At 71.3% G+C, this 17,022-nt stretch carries 15 protein-coding genes; 4 read left to right on the top strand and 11 right to left on the bottom strand.

Annotated elements, in window-relative coordinates; all coding sequences use genetic code 11:
• Positions 1 to 66: 66 nt before the first annotated feature.
• The 4 genes from ACSGDB_RS03585 to ACSGDB_RS03570 form a co-directional block, all read right to left on the bottom strand.
• A complete protein-coding gene (locus ACSGDB_RS03585; RefSeq protein WP_434992899.1) occupies positions 67 to 354 on the bottom strand; it encodes a hypothetical protein in 288 nt (95 codons plus the stop codon).
• 79 nt (positions 355 to 433) lie between these two features.
• Positions 434 to 1,114 (bottom strand): deoxyribose-phosphate aldolase, encoded by a 681-nt coding sequence (gene deoC, locus ACSGDB_RS03580; RefSeq protein ID WP_434992898.1) that lies wholly within the window; start codon positions 1,112 to 1,114, stop codon positions 434 to 436.
• A gap of 116 nt (positions 1,115 to 1,230) precedes the next feature.
• Positions 1,231 to 2,958, bottom strand: a complete 1,728-nt coding sequence (locus tag ACSGDB_RS03575; RefSeq protein ID WP_434992895.1) for a phospho-sugar mutase — start codon at positions 2,956 to 2,958, stop codon at positions 1,231 to 1,233.
• Between the two features lie 32 nt (positions 2,959 to 2,990).
• Positions 2,991 to 3,791 carry a purine-nucleoside phosphorylase gene (locus ACSGDB_RS03570; protein ID WP_434992892.1) on the bottom strand — a complete coding sequence of 267 codons (801 nt, stop codon included), beginning with the start codon at positions 3,789 to 3,791 and terminating at the stop codon, positions 2,991 to 2,993.
• A 56-nt stretch (positions 3,792 to 3,847) separates the two neighbouring features.
• Here ACSGDB_RS03570 and ACSGDB_RS03565 point away from each other — a divergent pair, with 56 nt between their 5' ends.
• The 4 genes from ACSGDB_RS03565 to ACSGDB_RS03550 all read left to right on the top strand — a co-directional run bounded on the left by ACSGDB_RS03565 (position 3,848) and on the right by ACSGDB_RS03550 (position 9,146).
• Positions 3,848 to 5,248, top strand: a complete 1,401-nt coding sequence (locus ACSGDB_RS03565; protein WP_434992891.1) for an NAD(P)H-quinone dehydrogenase — start codon at positions 3,848 to 3,850, stop codon at positions 5,246 to 5,248.
• A 154-nt stretch (positions 5,249 to 5,402) separates the two neighbouring features.
• Entirely contained in the window at positions 5,403 to 6,815 is a 1,413-nt protein-coding gene (locus ACSGDB_RS03560; protein ID WP_434992889.1) for an MFS transporter, read from the top strand.
• A gap of 325 nt (positions 6,816 to 7,140) precedes the next feature.
• The gene (locus tag ACSGDB_RS03555; protein WP_434992888.1) at positions 7,141 to 8,361 is read left to right on the top strand and encodes a serine/threonine-protein kinase; all 1,221 of its coding nucleotides are present in this window, start codon (positions 7,141 to 7,143) and stop codon (positions 8,359 to 8,361) included.
• A complete protein-coding gene (locus ACSGDB_RS03550) occupies positions 8,358 to 9,146 on the top strand; it encodes a hypothetical protein (protein WP_434992886.1) in 789 nt (262 codons plus the stop codon). The genes ACSGDB_RS03555 and ACSGDB_RS03550 overlap by 4 nt, the downstream gene beginning before the upstream one ends.
• Positions 9,147 to 9,180: 34 nt before the next feature.
• Here the strand turns inward: ACSGDB_RS03550 and ACSGDB_RS03545 are convergent, their stop codons facing one another.
• The 7 genes from ACSGDB_RS03545 to ACSGDB_RS03515 all read right to left on the bottom strand — a co-directional run bounded on the left by ACSGDB_RS03545 (position 9,181) and on the right by ACSGDB_RS03515 (position 16,979).
• On the bottom strand, positions 9,181 to 11,022 hold the full coding sequence (locus ACSGDB_RS03545) for an acetyl/propionyl/methylcrotonyl-CoA carboxylase subunit alpha (RefSeq protein WP_434992885.1): 1,842 nt from the start codon (positions 11,020 to 11,022) through the stop codon (positions 9,181 to 9,183).
• A gap of 108 nt (positions 11,023 to 11,130) precedes the next feature.
• The gene (locus ACSGDB_RS03540) at positions 11,131 to 11,763 is read right to left on the bottom strand and encodes a Maf family protein (RefSeq protein ID WP_434992884.1); all 633 of its coding nucleotides are present in this window, start codon (positions 11,761 to 11,763) and stop codon (positions 11,131 to 11,133) included.
• 37 nt (positions 11,764 to 11,800) lie between these two features.
• On the bottom strand, positions 11,801 to 12,349 hold the full coding sequence (locus tag ACSGDB_RS03535) for an AMIN-like domain-containing (lipo)protein (RefSeq protein WP_434992883.1): 549 nt from the start codon (positions 12,347 to 12,349) through the stop codon (positions 11,801 to 11,803).
• Between the two features lie 177 nt (positions 12,350 to 12,526).
• Positions 12,527 to 13,945 (bottom strand): dicarboxylate/amino acid:cation symporter, encoded by a 1,419-nt coding sequence (locus ACSGDB_RS03530; protein WP_434992882.1) that lies wholly within the window; start codon positions 13,943 to 13,945, stop codon positions 12,527 to 12,529.
• Positions 13,946 to 14,113: 168 nt separating this feature from the next.
• The gene (locus tag ACSGDB_RS03525; protein ID WP_434992881.1) at positions 14,114 to 15,829 is read right to left on the bottom strand and encodes a DUF885 domain-containing protein; all 1,716 of its coding nucleotides are present in this window, start codon (positions 15,827 to 15,829) and stop codon (positions 14,114 to 14,116) included.
• Between the two features lie 33 nt (positions 15,830 to 15,862).
• On the bottom strand, positions 15,863 to 16,264 hold the full coding sequence (locus tag ACSGDB_RS03520) for a DUF5655 domain-containing protein (RefSeq protein WP_434992880.1): 402 nt from the start codon (positions 16,262 to 16,264) through the stop codon (positions 15,863 to 15,865).
• A gap of 52 nt (positions 16,265 to 16,316) precedes the next feature.
• Positions 16,317 to 16,979 (bottom strand): DUF305 domain-containing protein, encoded by a 663-nt coding sequence (locus tag ACSGDB_RS03515; RefSeq protein ID WP_434992879.1) that lies wholly within the window; start codon positions 16,977 to 16,979, stop codon positions 16,317 to 16,319.
• Positions 16,980 to 17,022 lie beyond the last annotated feature (43 nt).

Here is a 17,022-nt window from a genome sequence, read left to right as displayed (position 1 = left end):
GGCCGTCCCCCGCGGGGGACGGCCTCTTCCGTCGGGCTGCGCTGCCGTGCGCCCGCTGCGGCGTCGCTACGAGGTGACGGCGGCGGAGGTCGGCTTCTCGTCCGCCTTCTTGCCCTCCGCGAGGTCGTACCCGGTGTCCGAACGGCCGAGGATGCCCTGGGGGATGAAGAACGCGAGGAACGAGATGACCACGATGGCCGCCATCGGCCAGACGGTCTCCAGGGTCAGCCAGTTGAGCAGGTAGATGCCCAGCAGGAAGGCGCCGAAGATGAGCACGAAGACCACGACGTTCTCGACGAGGTGACCCTCGCCGGCGTGGGAGGGCTGCTTCTCGGCGTTGGCTTCGTGTGACATTGGGTCTCCTTGACTGCGTTCGTGCGTGCCGGGTCTACTGCTGGGCTGGTGCATCTGCTGGTCGGGCCGGTCCTGGGTGTCAGTACCCTTCCGCGCCCTGTTCACCCTTAACGATAGCGACTCCCGAGCTCGCCCCGATACGCGTCGCCCCGGCGTCGATCATGGCGCGTGCGTCCTCGAGGGACCGCACCCCGCCCGAGGCCTTCACACCGAGGTCCGGGCCCACGGTCTTCCGCATCAGGGCGACGTCCTCGACGGTCGCGCCGCCGCCGTTGAACCCGGTGGACGTCTTCACGAAGTCCGCGCCCGCCTCGACGGCCGCCTCGCAGGCGAGCACCTTCTGCTCGTCGGTGAGCAGGGAGGTCTCGATGATGACCTTGAGGATGGCGCCGTGCTCATGGACGGCGTCCGCGACCGCGAGGATGTCCTGGACCAGGAGGTCGCGGTCCCCGGCGCGTGCCGCGGCGATGTTGATGACCATGTCGATCTCGTCGGCGCCGTCGGCCACGGCGCCGCGCGCCTCGAAGACCTTGACCTCGGTGGTCGTGGCGCCGAGGGGGAAGCCGACGACGGAGCAGGTGAGGACACCGGTGTCCTTCACCGCCGTGCGTACGGTGCTGACCCAGACCGGGTTGACGCAGACGGACTTGAACGAGTGTTCGACCGCCTCGCGGCACACCGTGAGGATCTGCTCACGGCTGGCCTCGGGCTTCAGCAGGGTGTGGTCGATGGAGGAGGCGAGGGATACGTCGTTAGGCATGCCCACCATCTTTCCATGTCGCGCCGACCGGGCGTGCGTCCCTCCTCCCGTCGAAAGAACAGAAATGACCGGGTTCTGGGCCTCGACCCGGTCTTTTCTGTCCTCTCGGCGGGACGTCAGAGCCCGAGGGCCGCGGCGACGTCCTGCTTGACGGCCTCGAGGCGGACGCGGGCTGCCTCCTTCGCCTCCCCGAGTGCGGCGGCGGAGCCGACCGGTTCCACCACCTCGAGATAGCACTTGAGTTTCGGCTCCGTCCCGCTGGGCCGGATGATGACCCGCGTCCCGTCCTGCGTGAGGTAGAGGAGCCCGTCCGTGGGCGGCAGGTGCGCCGAGCCCTCGGCGAGGTCCTCGGCGGTGCCCACGGGGGAGCCGGCGAAGGACGACGGCGGGGCCTGCCGCAGCCTGCCCATCATGTCCCCGAGCAGGCCGAGGCTCTCCACGCGCACCGAGAGCTGGTCCGCGGCGTGCACGCCGTGCACCAGGAAGGCGTCGTCGAGCAGGTCGAAGAGGGTGCGGCCGGCGGCCTTCGTCGCGGCCGCGAGTTCGGCGAGCAGCAGTCCGGCGGAGATGCCGTCCTTGTCGCGGACGAGCTCCGGGGCCACGCAGTAGCCCAGTGCCTCCTCGTACCCGAAGGAGAGGTCGTGGACGCGGGCGATCCACTTGAACCCGGTGAGGGTCTGCTCGTGGTCGATGCCGGAGGCCGCGGCGATCCTGCCGAGCAGGCGGGAGGAGACGATCGAGTTCGCGAAGACCGCGGGCCGGTCGGCGGCAGCATCGGCCCCGGTGTCCGGGGCCAGGCGCGCCGCCAGGTGCAGGCCCAGCAGCGTGCCCACCTCGTCGCCGCGCAGCATGCGCCAGGCGCCGGTGGAGGGTTCGCGCGCCGCGAGCGCCACGCGGTCGGCGTCGGGGTCGTTCGCGATGACGAGGTCCGCGCCGACCTGCGCCGCGGTCTCGAGGGCGAGGTCCAGCGCGCCGGGCTCCTCCGGATTGGGGAACGCGACGGTGGGGAAGTCGGGGTCCGGCTCGGCCTGGCGTTCGACGACGGTGACGTCGTCGAACCCGGCGGTCGCCAGCACCGCCCGGGCCGTCCTGCCGCCGACGCCGTGCAGCGGCGTGAGGACGATCCTCAGGTCGCGGTCCGTCATCGTCGGGTCGGCGAGGGCCGCGACGGAGGCCACGTAGTCGGTCTCGATGGCGTCCGGCAGGACCGTCCAGCCGGAGGCCGCGAGCGTCACGTCCCGGACGGCGTCGATGTGGGCGGCGATCCCGGCGTCGTGCGGGGCCACGATCTGGACGCCGCGGGCGTCCTCCTCGACGGCGCGCCCGCCCAGGTAGACCTTGTACCCGTTGTCCTGCGGCGGGTTGTGGCTGGCGGTGACCATGATGCCCACCTCGCAGCCGAGGGCGCGGATCGCGTAGGCGAGCACCGGCGTCGGCAGTTCCCGGGGCATCAGGAACGTCTCGAGACCGGCGGCGGTGAGGATGGCCGCGGTCTCCTCGGCGAAGATGCGCGAGTTGTGGCGGGCATCGAAGCCGACGACGGCGCGCGGTGCGTAGGCGCCGGCCGCGAGGTCCAGCGCGTGGGCGGCGACTCCCGCGGCGGCTCGGCGGACCACGACGCGGTTCATGCGGTTGGGGCCCGCGCCGAGGGCGGCCCGCAGCCCGGCCGTGCCGAACAGGAGCGGGCCCGAGAAGCTGTCCCGCAGGTCCCGCTCCGCGGCGGGGTCGCCGGAACGCACCAGCCCGGCGAGCGTCCTCAGCTCCTCCGCCGTCCGCGGATCCGGGTCGGCCGACGCCCAGGCGTCGGCGGCGGCGAGGAGGGTGTCCAGGGCGGCGGTTCTCATGCGGGTCCCTTACGTGGGTCGGCGGCGGACGGCTAGAGCGTGGCGACGATGTCGGCGAGCAGGCGGGAGATGCGGGGGCCCGCCGCCTGGCCGGCCTCGAGGACCTCGGTGTGGCTGAGCGGGACGGGGCTGATCCCGGCCGCGAGGTTCGTCACGAGGGAGAGGCCGAAGACCTCCATCCCGGCATGCCGGGCCGCGATGGCCTCGAGCGCCGTGGACATGCCCACGAGGTCCGCGCCGATGCGCTTGGCGTACTGCACCTCGGCCGGCGTCTCGTAGTGGGGGCCCGTGAACTGTGCGTACACGCCCTCCTCGAGGGTGGGGTCCACGCGGCGGGCGAGCTCGCGCAGGCGCGGGGAGTAGAGGTCCGTGAGGTCCACGAACGTCGCGCCCTCGAGCGGCGAGGTGGCGGTCAGGTTGATGTGGTCGCTGATCAGCACCGGGGTGCCGGGCTGCCAGTGCTCCTGCAGCCCGCCGCACCCGTTGGTGAGGATCATCGTCGTCGCACCCGTCGCGGCCGCGGTGCGGACGCCGTGCACCACGGCCCGCACCCCCTTGCCCTCGTAGAAGTGCGTGCGGGCACCGAGGACCAGCGCGCGCTTGCCGGCGGGCGTGAGGACGGAGCGGATGGTGCCGGTGTGGCCGACGACGGCGGGCGCCGAGAAGCCGGGGATGTCCGCGGCGTCGAGGGTGTGCGTGGTCTCGCCGATGAGCTCGGCGGCCTCCCCCCACCCGGAGCCGAGGACGAGCGCGGTGTCGTGCCGGTCGATGCCGGTGACGCGGGCGATGTGGCCGGCGGCGTCGCGGGCCAGGTCAAAGGGATCAGAAGTCACCGCTACAACTTACCCTCTATTTCCCGCGCGTCAGTGGCATGGGCGATGATGGGTCGGTGACCAACCAACTCGATTTCAGTTCCCTGCGCCTGGCGATCCTGGGCGGCGGTCCCGGCGGCTACGAAGCGGCGCTCGTCGCGGCATCGCTCGGCGCGAAGGTGACCGTCGTGGAGCGCCAGGGCCTCGGCGGGTCGGCGGTCCTCACGGACGTCGTGCCGTCCAAGACCCTCATCGCGACGGCGGACACCATGACGCGCTTCATGGACGCGAGCGGGCTCGGCGTCCGGTTCTCCGAGGACAGCAAGGTCTACGCGGACCTGGACAAGGTCAACCAGCGGCTCCTGAAGCTCGCCGTCGAGCAGTCCTCCGACATCCGGGCCACCCTGGAACGCCTCGGCGTGACCGTGGTCATCGGTAGCGGGAAGCTGCTCGACAACCACCGCCTCGAGGTGACCTCCGAGGGCGTGACGAGCATCGTCGAGGCCGACGCCGTGCTCCTCGCGGTCGGCGCCACGCCCCGCGAACTGCCGAGCGCCATGCCCGACGGCGAACGCATCTTCAACTGGACGCAGCTCTACAACCTCCGGGAGATCCCGGACCACCTGATCGTCGTCGGGTCGGGTGTCACCGGGGCGGAGTTCGCGAGCGCCTACAACGGCCTGGGCTCCAAGGTCACCCTGATCTCCAGCCGCGACCGCGTGCTGCCGGGCGAGGACGCCGACGCCGCCGAGGTCCTCGAGGGCGTGTTCAAGGACCGCGGCATGACCGTCCTGTCCAAGTCCCGCGCCGAGGCGGTGGACCGCACGGACGGCGGCGTCCTCGTGCGCCTGGCGGACGGCCGGACCGTCGAGGGCAGCCACTGCCTCGTCGCCGTCGGCGCCGTCCCCAACACCACCGGGATCGGCCTCGAGGCCGCCGGGGTCGCCGTCAACGAGTCCGGGCACATCACCGTGGACGGCGTCTCCCGCACCACGGCGCCCAACGTGTACGCCGCCGGCGACTGCACCGGGGTCTTCGCGCTCGCGTCCGTGGCGGCGATGCAGGGCCGGATCGCCATCGCCCACCTGATGGGCGACACCGTGAGCCCCATCAAGCTCAAGCAGGTCGCCTCGAATATCTTCACCTCCCCGGAGATCGCCACCGTCGGGGTGACGGAGGAGGACATCGAGTCCGGCCGGTACCAGGGGGACGTCGTCAAGCTCTCCCTGCACACCAACGCCCGGGCCAAGATGATGAACGTCAAGGACGGCTTCGTGAAGGTGATTTCCCGCAAGGGCTCCGGCACCGTCATCGGAGGCGTCGTCGTCGGCCCCCGGGCGTCCGAGCTGATTTTCCCGCTGGCACTCGCGGTGACGAAGAAGCTGCACGTGGACGACGTCGCCAACACGTTCACCGTCTACCCGTCGCTGACCGGGTCCATCTCTGAAGCCGCACGCCGCCTCCACGTGCACATCTGACCTCGGGCAGTTCCCGCTGTCCACATGGTGGACAGACTTATCCACCTGCTGGACACCGGTGGTCAGATATTGGCATTCACCTGTTGCACGGACGCCGTGCTGCCGCGGCCACAGGCCCGGACGGCTGCGTCTCGTCTCAAGAAAGCCGACGCCTATGACCTCCTCCACAGCCGCCAGTGCCGGCGGAACCACCAAACCGCTGAACTCCCGGGGCAAGGTGATCTTCGCCAGCCTCATCGGGACGACGATCGAGTTCTACGACTTCTACATCTACGCCACGGCCGCGGTGCTCGTGTTCCCGGCCCTGTTCTTCCCGAACCAGACCTCCGCGAACCAGCTGCTCAGCTCCTTCGCCGTCTTCGGTGTCGCGTTCGTCGCCCGGCCCCTCGGCTCCATCGTCTTCGGTCACTTCGGCGACAAGATCGGCCGCAAGGCCACCCTCGTGGCGTCGCTGCTCACCATGGGTATCGCGACGTTCCTGATCGGCCTGCTCCCGGCCGCCACGAACGACGGCTGGGTGTTCCTGGCCCCGCTGCTGCTCGTGGTGCTGCGCTTCCTCCAGGGACTGGCCCTGGGCGGTGAGTGGAGCGGCGCGGCGCTGCTGGCTACCGAGAACGCCCCCGAGGGCAAGCGTGCGATCTTCGGGACGTTCCCGCAGCTCGGCGCGCCGATCGGGTTCATCCTGGCCAACCTCCTGTTCGTGCTCCTCAGCACGGTCCTCAGCCCCGAGGAGTTCCTCGAGTGGGGCTGGCGCGTGCCGTTCCTGCTGAGCGCCGTCATGGTCATCATCGGCCTCTACGTCCGGCTCAAGCTCATCGAGAGCGCCTCCTTCCAGAAGGTCCAGACCGAGGGCAAGGTCGTGAAGGTGCCGCTCGGCACTACTTTCCGCCTGCACTGGCGGGCCCTGATCCTCGGCACGTTCATCATGTTCGCCACCTACGTGCTCTTCTACTTCATGACCGCCTTCACCCTGACCTACGGCACCGCGCCGTCGAGCGTGGAGCAGGCGCAGGCGCGGGCGGTAGCCGCCGGCAAGGAGTTCACCGACGCGCAGGCCTCGGCGTTCGTGCCAGGCCTGGGCATGGACCGCACCGACTTCCTCTGGATGCTGATCATCGGCGTCGTGTTCTTCGGCATCTTCACGCTCGTGTCCGGCCCGCTGGCCGAGCGCTACGGGCGGCGCAAGATGCTCCTCGCGACCACCGTGGGCATCGCCGTCTTCGGGCTCCTGTGGGCGCCCCTGTTCGGCGCCGGGACCGGAGGCGCCATGGTGCTGCTGATCATCGGCTTCATCCTCATGGGACTCACCTTCGGTCCCATGGCCGCCGTGCTGCCCGAGCTCTTCCCCGCCAACGTCCGCTACACGGGCTCGGCCGTCGCCTACAACGTCTCGAGCATGATCGGCGCCGCCCCGGCCTCCTTCGTCGCCGTGGCGCTGTGGCAGGCGGCGGGCGGAAGCACCGTGCTGGTGGGCGCCTACCTGAGCGTCGCCGCGGTCGCCACGTTCATCGCCCTCTGGGTCTCACGGGAGACCCGGGACCACGACTACGAGAACAACGTCGCCTGATCCCCGACCGCCCGTCCGACGGCGCCGCATCCACCCGGGTGCGGCGCCGTCGTCGTTCCCGGGCGTACCTCCCTCCGCCCCCCGGCTGCGGCTTCCTGCGCGCCTCCGGCTGCGGCTTCCTGCGCGGCATTGGCCGCACTCAGGCCCCGATCGGCGGCGTGTCCCGCCGCGACACGCCCCCTGGTCCCAGAACGCGTGCACGATCCCACCGCTTTCGGCCGAAACCGGCCAGCCCCGTACACTTGATGCACAGTCGGCTTATTAATTTCCGGACGCGCCCCGATCGCGGGCGCCCGGAAGCCGCACAGCGGGGTAGTGGAAGCGGGTGGCATTGGAGAAGCAGGCACTGGCCGGGCGGTACGCCCTGGGGGAGCGCGTCGGCAGCGGCAGAATGGCGGACGTCTTCTCGGCCCGGGACACGAGGCTCGAGCGGGACGTCGCCGTCAAGCTCTTCCGGCCGGGCATCTCCGACGGCATCGACCGCGGATCCGCGGAGGCACGGATGCTCGCCGGCCTCGACCACCCCGGCCTGGTCCGCGTCCTCGACATGGACCGCGGCGACCGCATCGGGGACGACGCCTACCTGGTCATGGAACTCGTCGACGGCCCGGACCTGGGCGTACTGCTGCGCTCCGGTGGCCCGCTCGGGGCCGAGGACGTCCGCCTGATGGGGCTCGATCTGGCCCGGACACTCCAGTACATCCATGGGCGCGGGATCGTGCACCGCGACCTGAAGCCCTCGAACGTCCTGACCCGGCAGGCGGATGCCGACAGCGGCGTCTTCCGCTTCCTCCTCACCGATTTCGGGATCGCCCGGTTCTTCGACGGCAGCAGGATGACCGCCACCGGGCAGGTGATCGGCAGCGCCGCCTACTTCAGCCCCGAACAGACACGGGGCGACGGCGTCGGCCGACCCTCGGACGTCTACTCCCTCGGCCTCGTATTGATCGAGGCCCTGACGGGGGAGCGCGCCTTCCCCGGGACCGGCGTGGAGAGCGCCCTCGCGCGCCTGCACCGCAGCCCGTCCATCCCGCATGCAGCCGGGCCGGCCTTGTCCTCGCTCCTGGTGTCCATGACGCTCGACGACCCGGAGGACCGGCCGGATGCCGCCCGTGTGGTGCAGGCCCTGACGGCCATGGGCTCCCAGCACGACCGCGGGGACGCCGCGACGGTCGTGCTGCCCGCCGGGGTGTCACGGACGACGGCGATGCCCCCCGAACGTGCGGCATCCGAGGCGGAGCGGCCCGAGGCGCCGCCCACTGCTGCCCCGGCAGCCGCCGTTATTCCTGCGGGTACTGATACCGCGGTGCCCGGCACCGCGGCGGGATCGCTCCGGCCGACCGCGGGCGCCCGTCCCTCCCGACGCCGCCGGCACGTCGTCCCCTGGCTGGTCGCACTGCTCGTCGTCGGCCTCCTGGCCGCCGCGCTGTGGACCTTCACCGCCACGACCGCCCCCGAGGAGGACTCCGACGTCCCACCCCTGCCGGCAGTACCCGGGGAGACGGGCGAGAAACTGCAGGAACTCTACGACAGCGTGCAGCAATGAGGGGTATCCGCAGGCAGGTGCTGCCCCTCCTGATCGGTGCGACGCTCGTCCTCTCCGGCTGTGCGGATGACACCCTCGATGCCGGGGTGGCCGGGGACTTCCAGGCCGAGGTCCGTGCCATCGCCACGGCGGCAGCCGCGGGTGACGCGACCGGCGCCATCGCCCTGGCCGAGGGGCTGAAGGACGACGTGGACGGAGCGCGCAGCGAGGGCAGCCTCACCGAGAACCGGGCCGCGCTGATCGGCATGCGCATCGACGCCGTGATCGCCTCGCTCGACGCCGGGCAGGCCCCCGGCGGGACGCCGGAGCCGTCCGAGGCGCCTGTGGACGACCCGGCGCCGGTGGTGACGGACGGCGTTCCGGCGCAGCCCGTCCCGGCGCAGCCCGTCCCGGTGGATCCGCCCCCGGCGCAGACGACGCCGGCCCCCGCACCTCCTGCGCAGCCCGCGCCGGTCGACGCACCCCCGGCGCCGGCGCCCGCTCCCGTCCCGGACGACGACGGCGCCGACGGCCCGGACGACGACGGCCCGGACGACGACGGCGAGGACGACGCGGACGCGGGCACGAAGGGCGACGCGGACGACGCGGACGCGGGCAGGAACGGCGAGAAGTCGAGCGAGAAGGCCGCGGGCAAGTCCGGCGAGAATCAAAGCGAGAACCGAAGCGAGAAAGCCGCCGAGAAGGTCGCGGAGCAGCAGCGCAAGGCCGAGGAGAGGGCCAGGGAGGTCGCCGAGCGGGCGGCGAAGAACCCTCCCGGGAACGGCAAGGGGAACGAGGGCGGCTAGCGCTGCCGGCCGCCCCCGGGCAGGTCGGTGACCGTCAGTCGCCGATGGTGGCGAGGACGGAACCGGCGGACACGGTGTCTCCCGGCTTCGCCAGGAGGCCGGAGAGCCTGCCCGCCTTGTGGGCGGTGAGCGGCTGCTCCATCTTCATGGCCTCCAGGACCACGATGAGGTCGCCCTCGGCCACCGTGTCGCCGTCGGACACGGCGACCTTCACGATGGTTCCCTGCATGGGCGACGTCAGTTCGTCGCCGCTGACGGCCGTCTTGCCGGCCCGGGCGCGCGAGGACTTCTTGGACTTCACCGGCGCGGCGGACTTGCCGTTCGACGTCGCACCGAACCAGGACGGCAGGACCACCTCCAGGCGGCGCCCGCCCACCTCCACGGTGACGCGCTGGCGGGCGTCGTCGTCCGCGGTGGCGTCGGCCGGTCCCTTCCACGGTTCGATGGTGTTGGTGAACTCCGTCTCGATCCAGCGCGTGTGCACCGAGAAGGGGCCGTCCGCGGGGGCGAACGCGGGGTCCTCGACGACAGCGGCGTGGAACGGGAGGACGGTCGGCATGCCCTCGACGACCATCTCCTTCAGGGCCCGGCGTGCGCGCTGCAGGGCCTGCTCGCGGGTGGCCCCGCTGACGATCAGTTTGGCGAGCATCGAGTCGAAGTTGCCGCCGATCACCTCGCCGGCCTCGACGCCGGAGTCGACGCGGATGCCCGGGCCGGTCGGGAGAGTGAGGCTCTGGACGGTGCCCGGTGCGGGCATGAAGCCGCGCCCGGCGTCCTCCCCGTTGATGCGGAACTCGATCGAGTGGCCTCGGACCTCGGGGTCCCCGTACCCGAGTTCCTCGCCGCGGGCGATGCGGAACTGTTCGCGCACCAGGTCGAGGCCGGTGACCTCCTCGGAGACGGGGTGCTCCACCTGGAGCCGGGTGTTCACCTCGAGGAACGAGATGGTGCCGTCCCGGCCCACGAGGAACTCGCAGGTCCCGGCTCCCTCGTACTCCGCCTCGCGCAGGATGGCCTTGGAGGCCTCGTAGAGCTGGGTGTTCTGGTCCGCCGAGAGGAAGGGGGCGGGTGCTTCCTCCACGAGTTTCTGATTGCGACGCTGCAGGGAGCAGTCGCGCGTGGAGACGACCACGACGTTCCCGTGCGCGTCCGCGAGGCACTGCGTCTCGACGTGGCGCGGGGCGTCGAGGAAGCGTTCCACGAAGCACTCGCCGCGCCCGAAGGCCGCCGTCGCCTCACGCACCGCCGAATCGAACAGCTCGGGGATCTCCTCGGAGTTGCGGACCACCTTGATGCCGCGTCCTCCGCCACCGAAGGCAGCCTTGATCGCGATCGGGAGGCCGAACTCGGAGGCGAAGTCGATGACCTCCTGTACCGACCCGACCGGGTCCTTGGTGCCCGGGACCAGCGGCGCACCGACCCGCTGCGCGATGTGCCGTGCCTGGACCTTGTCGCCGAGCTGCGCGATGGAGCGCGGGGACGGGCCGATCCAGGTGATGCCGGCGTCGAGGACCCGCTGGGCGAATCCGGCGTTCTCCGACAGGAAGCCGTAGCCGGGGTGGATGGCGTCGGCGCCGCTGCGCTTCGCGGCGTCCAGGATGCGGTCCATCACCAGGTAGGAGTCGGCGGCGGTCTCCCCTCCCAGCGCGAACGCCTCGTCGGCCATGCGCACGTGCAGGGCGTCCCGGTCCGGTTCCGCGTACACGGCGACCGACGCGATCCCCTCGTCCCGGGCGGCGCGGATGACCCGGACGGCGATCTCTCCCCGGTTGGCGACCAGGACCTTCGTCACCCGGCGGTGGAGCCCGGGGTCGGTAGTGGCGCTGCGACCGTGTACGGCGGTGGGCGCGGACGGGCTTGGGGGGGTCTGGCTCATGGGGGTGTGGACTCCTTCTTCTCTCGTCGGAGCCTAGCCGGGTTTGGTGGCTTCCGCCCATGGATCGTGTCGAAGGGGAGTGTTGTGTGACGATCCTTTGTAGGGAACCTACAACGCGGCCGCCGGTGCCCAGAGGTCCGTCACGGAGACGCCCGCCGCGTGGAGGAGGGCCCGGAGCGTGGAGATGCTGAGCCCGACGACGGCGTGCGGGTCGCCGTCGACGCGTTCGATGAAGGCGCCGCCCAGGCCGTCGATGGTGAACGACCCGGCGCAGTGCAGGGGCTCGCCACTGGCCACGTACGCCTCCACCTCGGCGTCGGACATTGCACCGAAGTGGACGGTCGCCGAGGAGACCGCCCCGACGGTGGCCCCGGATCCGCCGTCCCGCGCATCGACGAGCCAATGGCCCGTGTGCAGGACGCCGGAGCGCCCGCGCATGCGGCTGATGCGCTCGATCGCCACCGAGGGTTCGTAGGGCTTGCCGTGTGCCTCGCCGTCGAACTCGAACACCGAATCGCAGCCGAGGACGAGGGCACCATCGGCCTCCGCCAGGGCCGCGACGGCCTCGGCCTTGGCGCGCCCCAGCAGCAGCGAGGTGTCGTGCGCGTCGAGGTCGCCGTAGGAGGCCGCGACGGCCACCTCGTCGACGTCGGACACGAGCACCGAGTGCCGGATGCCGGCGTCGTCGAGGAGGCGGGTGCGGGCAGGGGATTTCGAGGCGAGGATCAGGCGGAGGGTCATGCACCAAGCCTAGGCGCCGACGTGCCGCCAGGGGTGCTCACCAGCGGTGCGCGACGTCGATCACCACCCTCGACCCGGCCCCGGGTCCCGGCAGGACGAAGACCCGCATGGGCAGGCGCGCCCGGACGCCGAGCCCGAAGCTGGTGCGTCCCTCGAAGCTTCCGCCGAGGGCCACCTGGCGGAAGGTGCAGTAGCCCGCGACGTTCACGAGCTCCCGCGGGTTGGCGGGCCGGTAGGTGGGCTGCCCCGCACTGTTGTAGGCCGGGGCGACCACGGTCACGGACAGGCGTGCACCCCCGCGGAGCGGGATCGGCAGGCCGGAGGCGATCCCGGTGTACTGGGGAACGTACCGGACGTTGTACCCGGCCGCGCGTCCCCGCACGTCGACGACCATCCGGTCGAAGCACACGTGCCGGCCCGCACGGACGTTGGTGATGGGTGCTGGATTGTTCGTGGAGGTGGCGACCTTCGCCGTCGAGCCCCACGTGATGCCGCAGTACGCGGCGGATGCCGGAGGTCCTCCCGCGAGGCCGAGGCCTGCGGTGAGGGCGAGGGCGGCGAGTGTGGCGGAGAGTCTCCCCGTCATGCGCGATTTCTTCATGGCGCACCACCTGGTCGAACTGGATAGGGAGCCCTATCGTCCTCCCGCCTCCCGGAGAAAGCGCCGCCACGGCCCCGAACGGCGCCTAATCGTTAGCCGGAACGTGCGACGGCCCGCTCCCGGCGGGTGCCGGGGGCGGGCCGTCGATGCCGCGGACCGGTTCTAGCGCGCCACGGACGCCGAGATGCCGTCGTTCGCGGCCGGGCCGGTGGCGTCGGCCGCGCCGGTCACGCTGTCGTCGGCGAACGGGTCGCCGGTGCGCCGGGCGTTGTAGAGGTCGAGGTCGAGCAGTCCCTCGCGGCGGGCGACGATCGTGGGGACGAGGGCCTGGCCCGCCACGTTGACGGCGGTGCGGCCCATGTCGAGGATCGGGTCGACGGCGAGGAGCAGGCCGACGCCGGCGAGGGGGAGTCCCAGCGTGGAGAGCGTGAGGGTCAGCATGACGACGGCGCCGGTGGTCCCGGCCGTCGCGGCGGAGCCGAGCACGGAGACGAGCGCGATCAGCAGGTACTGGGTGAGGCTGAGGTCGATCCCGAAGAACTGGGCCACGAAGATCGCGGCGATCGCCGGGTAGATGGCCGCGCACCCGTCCATCTTCGTCGTCGCGCCCAGGGGCACGGCGAACGAGGCGTACCCGCGGGGCACGCCGAGGTTGCGTTCCGCGACGCGCTGCGTGAGCGGCAGGGTGCCCACCGACGAGCGGGACACGAAGGCCAGCTGGATGGCGGGCCAGGCGCCCGAGAAGTACTGCCTGACCGACAGCCCGTGCGCCTTGATCAGCACGGGGTACACCGCGAAGAGCACGAGGGCGAGGCCCACGTAGATGGCCAACGTGAACTTGCCGAGCGAGCCGATGGTGTCCCAGCCGTAGACGGCGACGGCGTTGCCGATCAGGCCGACGGTGCCCAGGGGCGCGATCCGGATGATCCACCAGAGGACCTTCTGGATGACGGCGAGGGCGGAGGCGTTGACGGCGAGGAACGGTTCGGCCTGCTTGCCCACCTTCAGGGCGGCGATGCCCACGGCCACGGCGACCACGAGGACCTGCAGCACGTTGAAGTTCAGCGACGTGCTGACGGACCCGGACTCGGCGACCGCGGACGAGGCCTGGAGGCCGAGGAAGTTCGCGGGGATCAGTCCGGTCAGGAAGGCCCACCAGCTGCCGGTGTTGCCGGTGTACTCGGCGGGCTGGGTGGCGTCGGTGCCGGCGCCGGGCTGGAAGAGGACGCCGAGCGTGATGCCGATGACCACGGCGATCAGGGCGGTGATGGCGAACCACAGCAGGGTCTGGCCGGCGAGCCGGGCGGCGTTGGTGACGGCGCGGAGGTTCGCGATGGAGCTCACGACCGCGGTGAAGATCAGGGGGACGACGGCGGCGCGCAGCAGGGCCACGTAGCTCGAGCCGAGCGTGGCGAGCGTGGTGCCCAGGCCGTTGGGCGTCTCCTGGGTGTGCCCCGTGTACTTGGCGACGAGGCCGAGGGCCAGCCCGACGACCAGGGCGGCGATGATCTGCGGTCCGAAGGAGGTCGCCCAGCGGGGCAGCCTGCGCCGGGTGGGCGTGGAGCTGGTTTCAGTAGACACGCCCGAAACTCTAGGGACGGACGTATACCAAGGCGAAGCGGGTGTTGCGGAATGTTACGTGCCGCCGGGCCGGCGTCGTGCCCGGTGCCGCGGTACTTCCGCGGCCTGCCGCCGTCCTGGCGGGCGGACCGGGGGAGGACCCCGGTCCGCCTGTGACGAACGTCTACGTCAGGAGACGAGGGCGCGGCGCAGCGTGTCGAGTCCCACGGAGCCCAGGTTGAGGGCCCGCGTGTGGAAGGTGCGGAGGTCGAAGGCCTCGCCCTCCGCGGCCCGGACCTCGTCGCGGACCTGCTCCCAGAGGCGCTGGCCGATCTTGTAGGACGGCGCCTGTCCCGGCCAGCCGAGGTAGCGGGTGAACTCGAAGCTGAGCTGCCCCTCGCTGATGGCGATGTTCTTCCGCAGGAAGTCGTAGCCCTTCTCCGGCGTCCAGGTGCCCTCGCCCCAGCGCGCGGGGATCTCCAGTTCGAGGTGGACGCCGATGTCGAACACCACGCGCGCGGCGCGCATGCGCTGGGCATCGAGCATGCCGAGGCGGTCGCCCGGATCGGACAGGAAGCCGAGTTCCTGCATGAGGCGTTCCGCGTACAGGGCCCAGCCCTCGCCCTGCCCGGACACCCAGATGGCGTTGCGGCGCCACGGGTTCAGCAGCGCACGCTGGTAGGTGGCCGTCGCGATCTGCAGGTGATGCCCGGGGACTCCCTCGTGGTAGACGGTGGTCGTCTCCTTCCAGGTGGTGAAGGAGTCCTCGCCCTCGGGGACGGACCACCACATGCGACCGGGGCGCGAGAAGTCGTCGCTGGGGCCGGTGTAGTAGATGCCGCCCTCGTTGGTCGGTGCGATCCTGCACTCGAGGCGCCGCATCACGTCCGGGATGTCGAAGTGGACCCCGGCCATGGCGTCCACCGCCTTGTCCGAGAGTCCCTGCATCCAGGCCTGCAGCGCGTCGGTGCCGTGGAGCTGGCGGGCGGGGTCCTCGTCGAGGATGCGGATGGCCTCCTCGATCGAGGCCCCCTCGCGGATCTCGTCCGCCACGGCTTCCTGCTCGGCGATGACGCGGTCGAGTTCCTCGACGCCCCACTGGTACGTCTCCTCGAGGTCGACGGCGGACCCGAGGAACACGCGGGACATCAGCGCGTAGCGGTCGCGGCCGACGGCGTCCTTCTCCGGGGCGGAGGGCAGGAGGTCGTCCTGCAGGAAGGACGCCAGGGTGCGGTAGGCGCCGCGGGCGGCCAGGGCGCCGGAGCGCAGCCGGTCGCGGACCGCCTCGGGCAGCTCGCCGTCGTCCGCCGTGGCGGTCCCGCCGAGGGTGTCGAAGAAGCCCCCGTCCTCCGCGTACTTGGTGGACTGCTCGACGACGATGGCGACTTGGCGGCGCGCGGCGACCAGGCCGCGCTCGCGTCCGGCCCGCAGTGAGGAGATGTAGCCGTCGATCGCCCCGGGCACGTTCGCCATGCGACCGGCGATGTGGTCCCAGTGCTCCGCGGTGGCGGTGGGCATGAGGTCGAAGATCGCGCGGATGTTCTGGGCGGGGCACGCGATGTTGTTCAGCTCGGCGTAGTCGAGGCCGGCCTCGTGGATCTCGAGGGCGAGTCCGAGCCTCTCCCGCATGGCGTCCAGCGTGACGGTGTCGACGTCGTCGGCGGGCTGCAGGTCGTCGAGTCGCCGCAGGGTGCTGCGCGCGGCTTCGGCCTGGGCCTCGATGCCGGCGGGCGAGTAGTCCTGGTACTCCGTCTCGTGGCCGGGGAGCCCCAGCTCGGTGGCGAAGTTGGGCATCAGCTCGAGCAGGGTCTCGTAGTACGACGTCGCGACGGCGTCGATGGCCGTGGACTGCCGTGCGGGCTGCTCGCTGGGGGACGGGGTGGGGGCTGGGGTGTCGTGGGTCACGTCCCGAGCCTAGCCGCAGAACGTTGCCGGAGGCTACCGAGTGGACGGCGGGTCGGGCGGGCCCCAGCCTGCGTTCGCGTACGCGTCCGCCAGCCAGCCGAGCACTTCCGCGTCCAGCTCGTCGGGCGCGTGGATCTCGAGATGGTGCATCCACACCGTCGCCGACGGGTGGGCGACCTCCTTGAAACGGGCGGAGTCGACCCGGCGGGGGAGCGCGATGGACAGCACGGCCGGGACGTCGCTGGCGACGTACTGGCCCGGCCGCCACACGTACGCGAACCCCCGACGACGCCCGAACGCGATCTGGCTCTTCGTCGTGGTCATCGAGGTCCCGCCGAGCCGGGAGACGGCGTCCTGGACGGTGCGGCAGATCGCAAGGCCGTCCGGGAATCCGGCGAAGAGATCCTCGGGGGTTCGTGTGCGCTCGTCCTCCACTCGCCGAGGGTAGGTCCGCGCCCGCCGGCGCGCAACAGGGCGTCCGGGCCGGTCAGAGGGAGGCGAGCAGGGCCTCCATCTCGTCGATCTCCGCCTGCTGGGTGGTCACGATGGTCCGGGCCAGTTCGATCGCGTCCGGGTTCTCGCCGTCCTCGATCTCGTCCTGCGCCATGTCGATCGCCCCCTCGTGGTGGACCGTCATGGACTCGAGGAACAGGCGCGTCGCCTCCGTGCCCTCCGCGCGGTCGAGTTCGGCCATCTCGTCGTCGCTCAGCATGCCCTCCATGCCGCCCATGGGTCCGTCGTGCATGTCTCCCATGCCGTGGCCGTCCCTGCCGTCGGGCCCGACGTCGTCCCAGGTGTCCAGCCAGCCCTGCATGGTCTCAATCTCGGGCCCCTGGGCGTCCCTGATCCTCGTCGCGAGGTCGGTGATCTCGGGGCTGATGCCGTCCTTGGCGAGCATCAGCTCGCTCATCTCCACCGCCTGCTCATGGTGCGGGATCATCATCCGGGAGAACATCACGTCCGCCCGGTTGTGTTCCTCGGACACGGTGCCTGCGCTGGACGGTGACGGTGACTGTGATGGTGACGTGGGGGAGGTCGTGGTTCCAGTGCCGGTTCCTGCGTCGGTGCCCGTGTCGGCTCCACCCGTGCAGGCGGAGAGGGTGAGGGCGGCCGCGAGGGTCAGCGCGGCCAGGGAAAGGTGTCGCTTCATGATGCTCAGGTCCTTCGATACGGAGTGTGGTCAGCTGTCGTCC

It is taken from the genome of Arthrobacter sp. Ld5 (assembly GCF_051172775.1).
Classification (GTDB): Bacteria; Actinomycetota; Actinomycetes; order Actinomycetales; family Micrococcaceae; genus Arthrobacter_D.
Note: the sequence above shows the minus strand (reverse complement) of the source record. Positions and strands in the feature narration are given on the sequence as shown.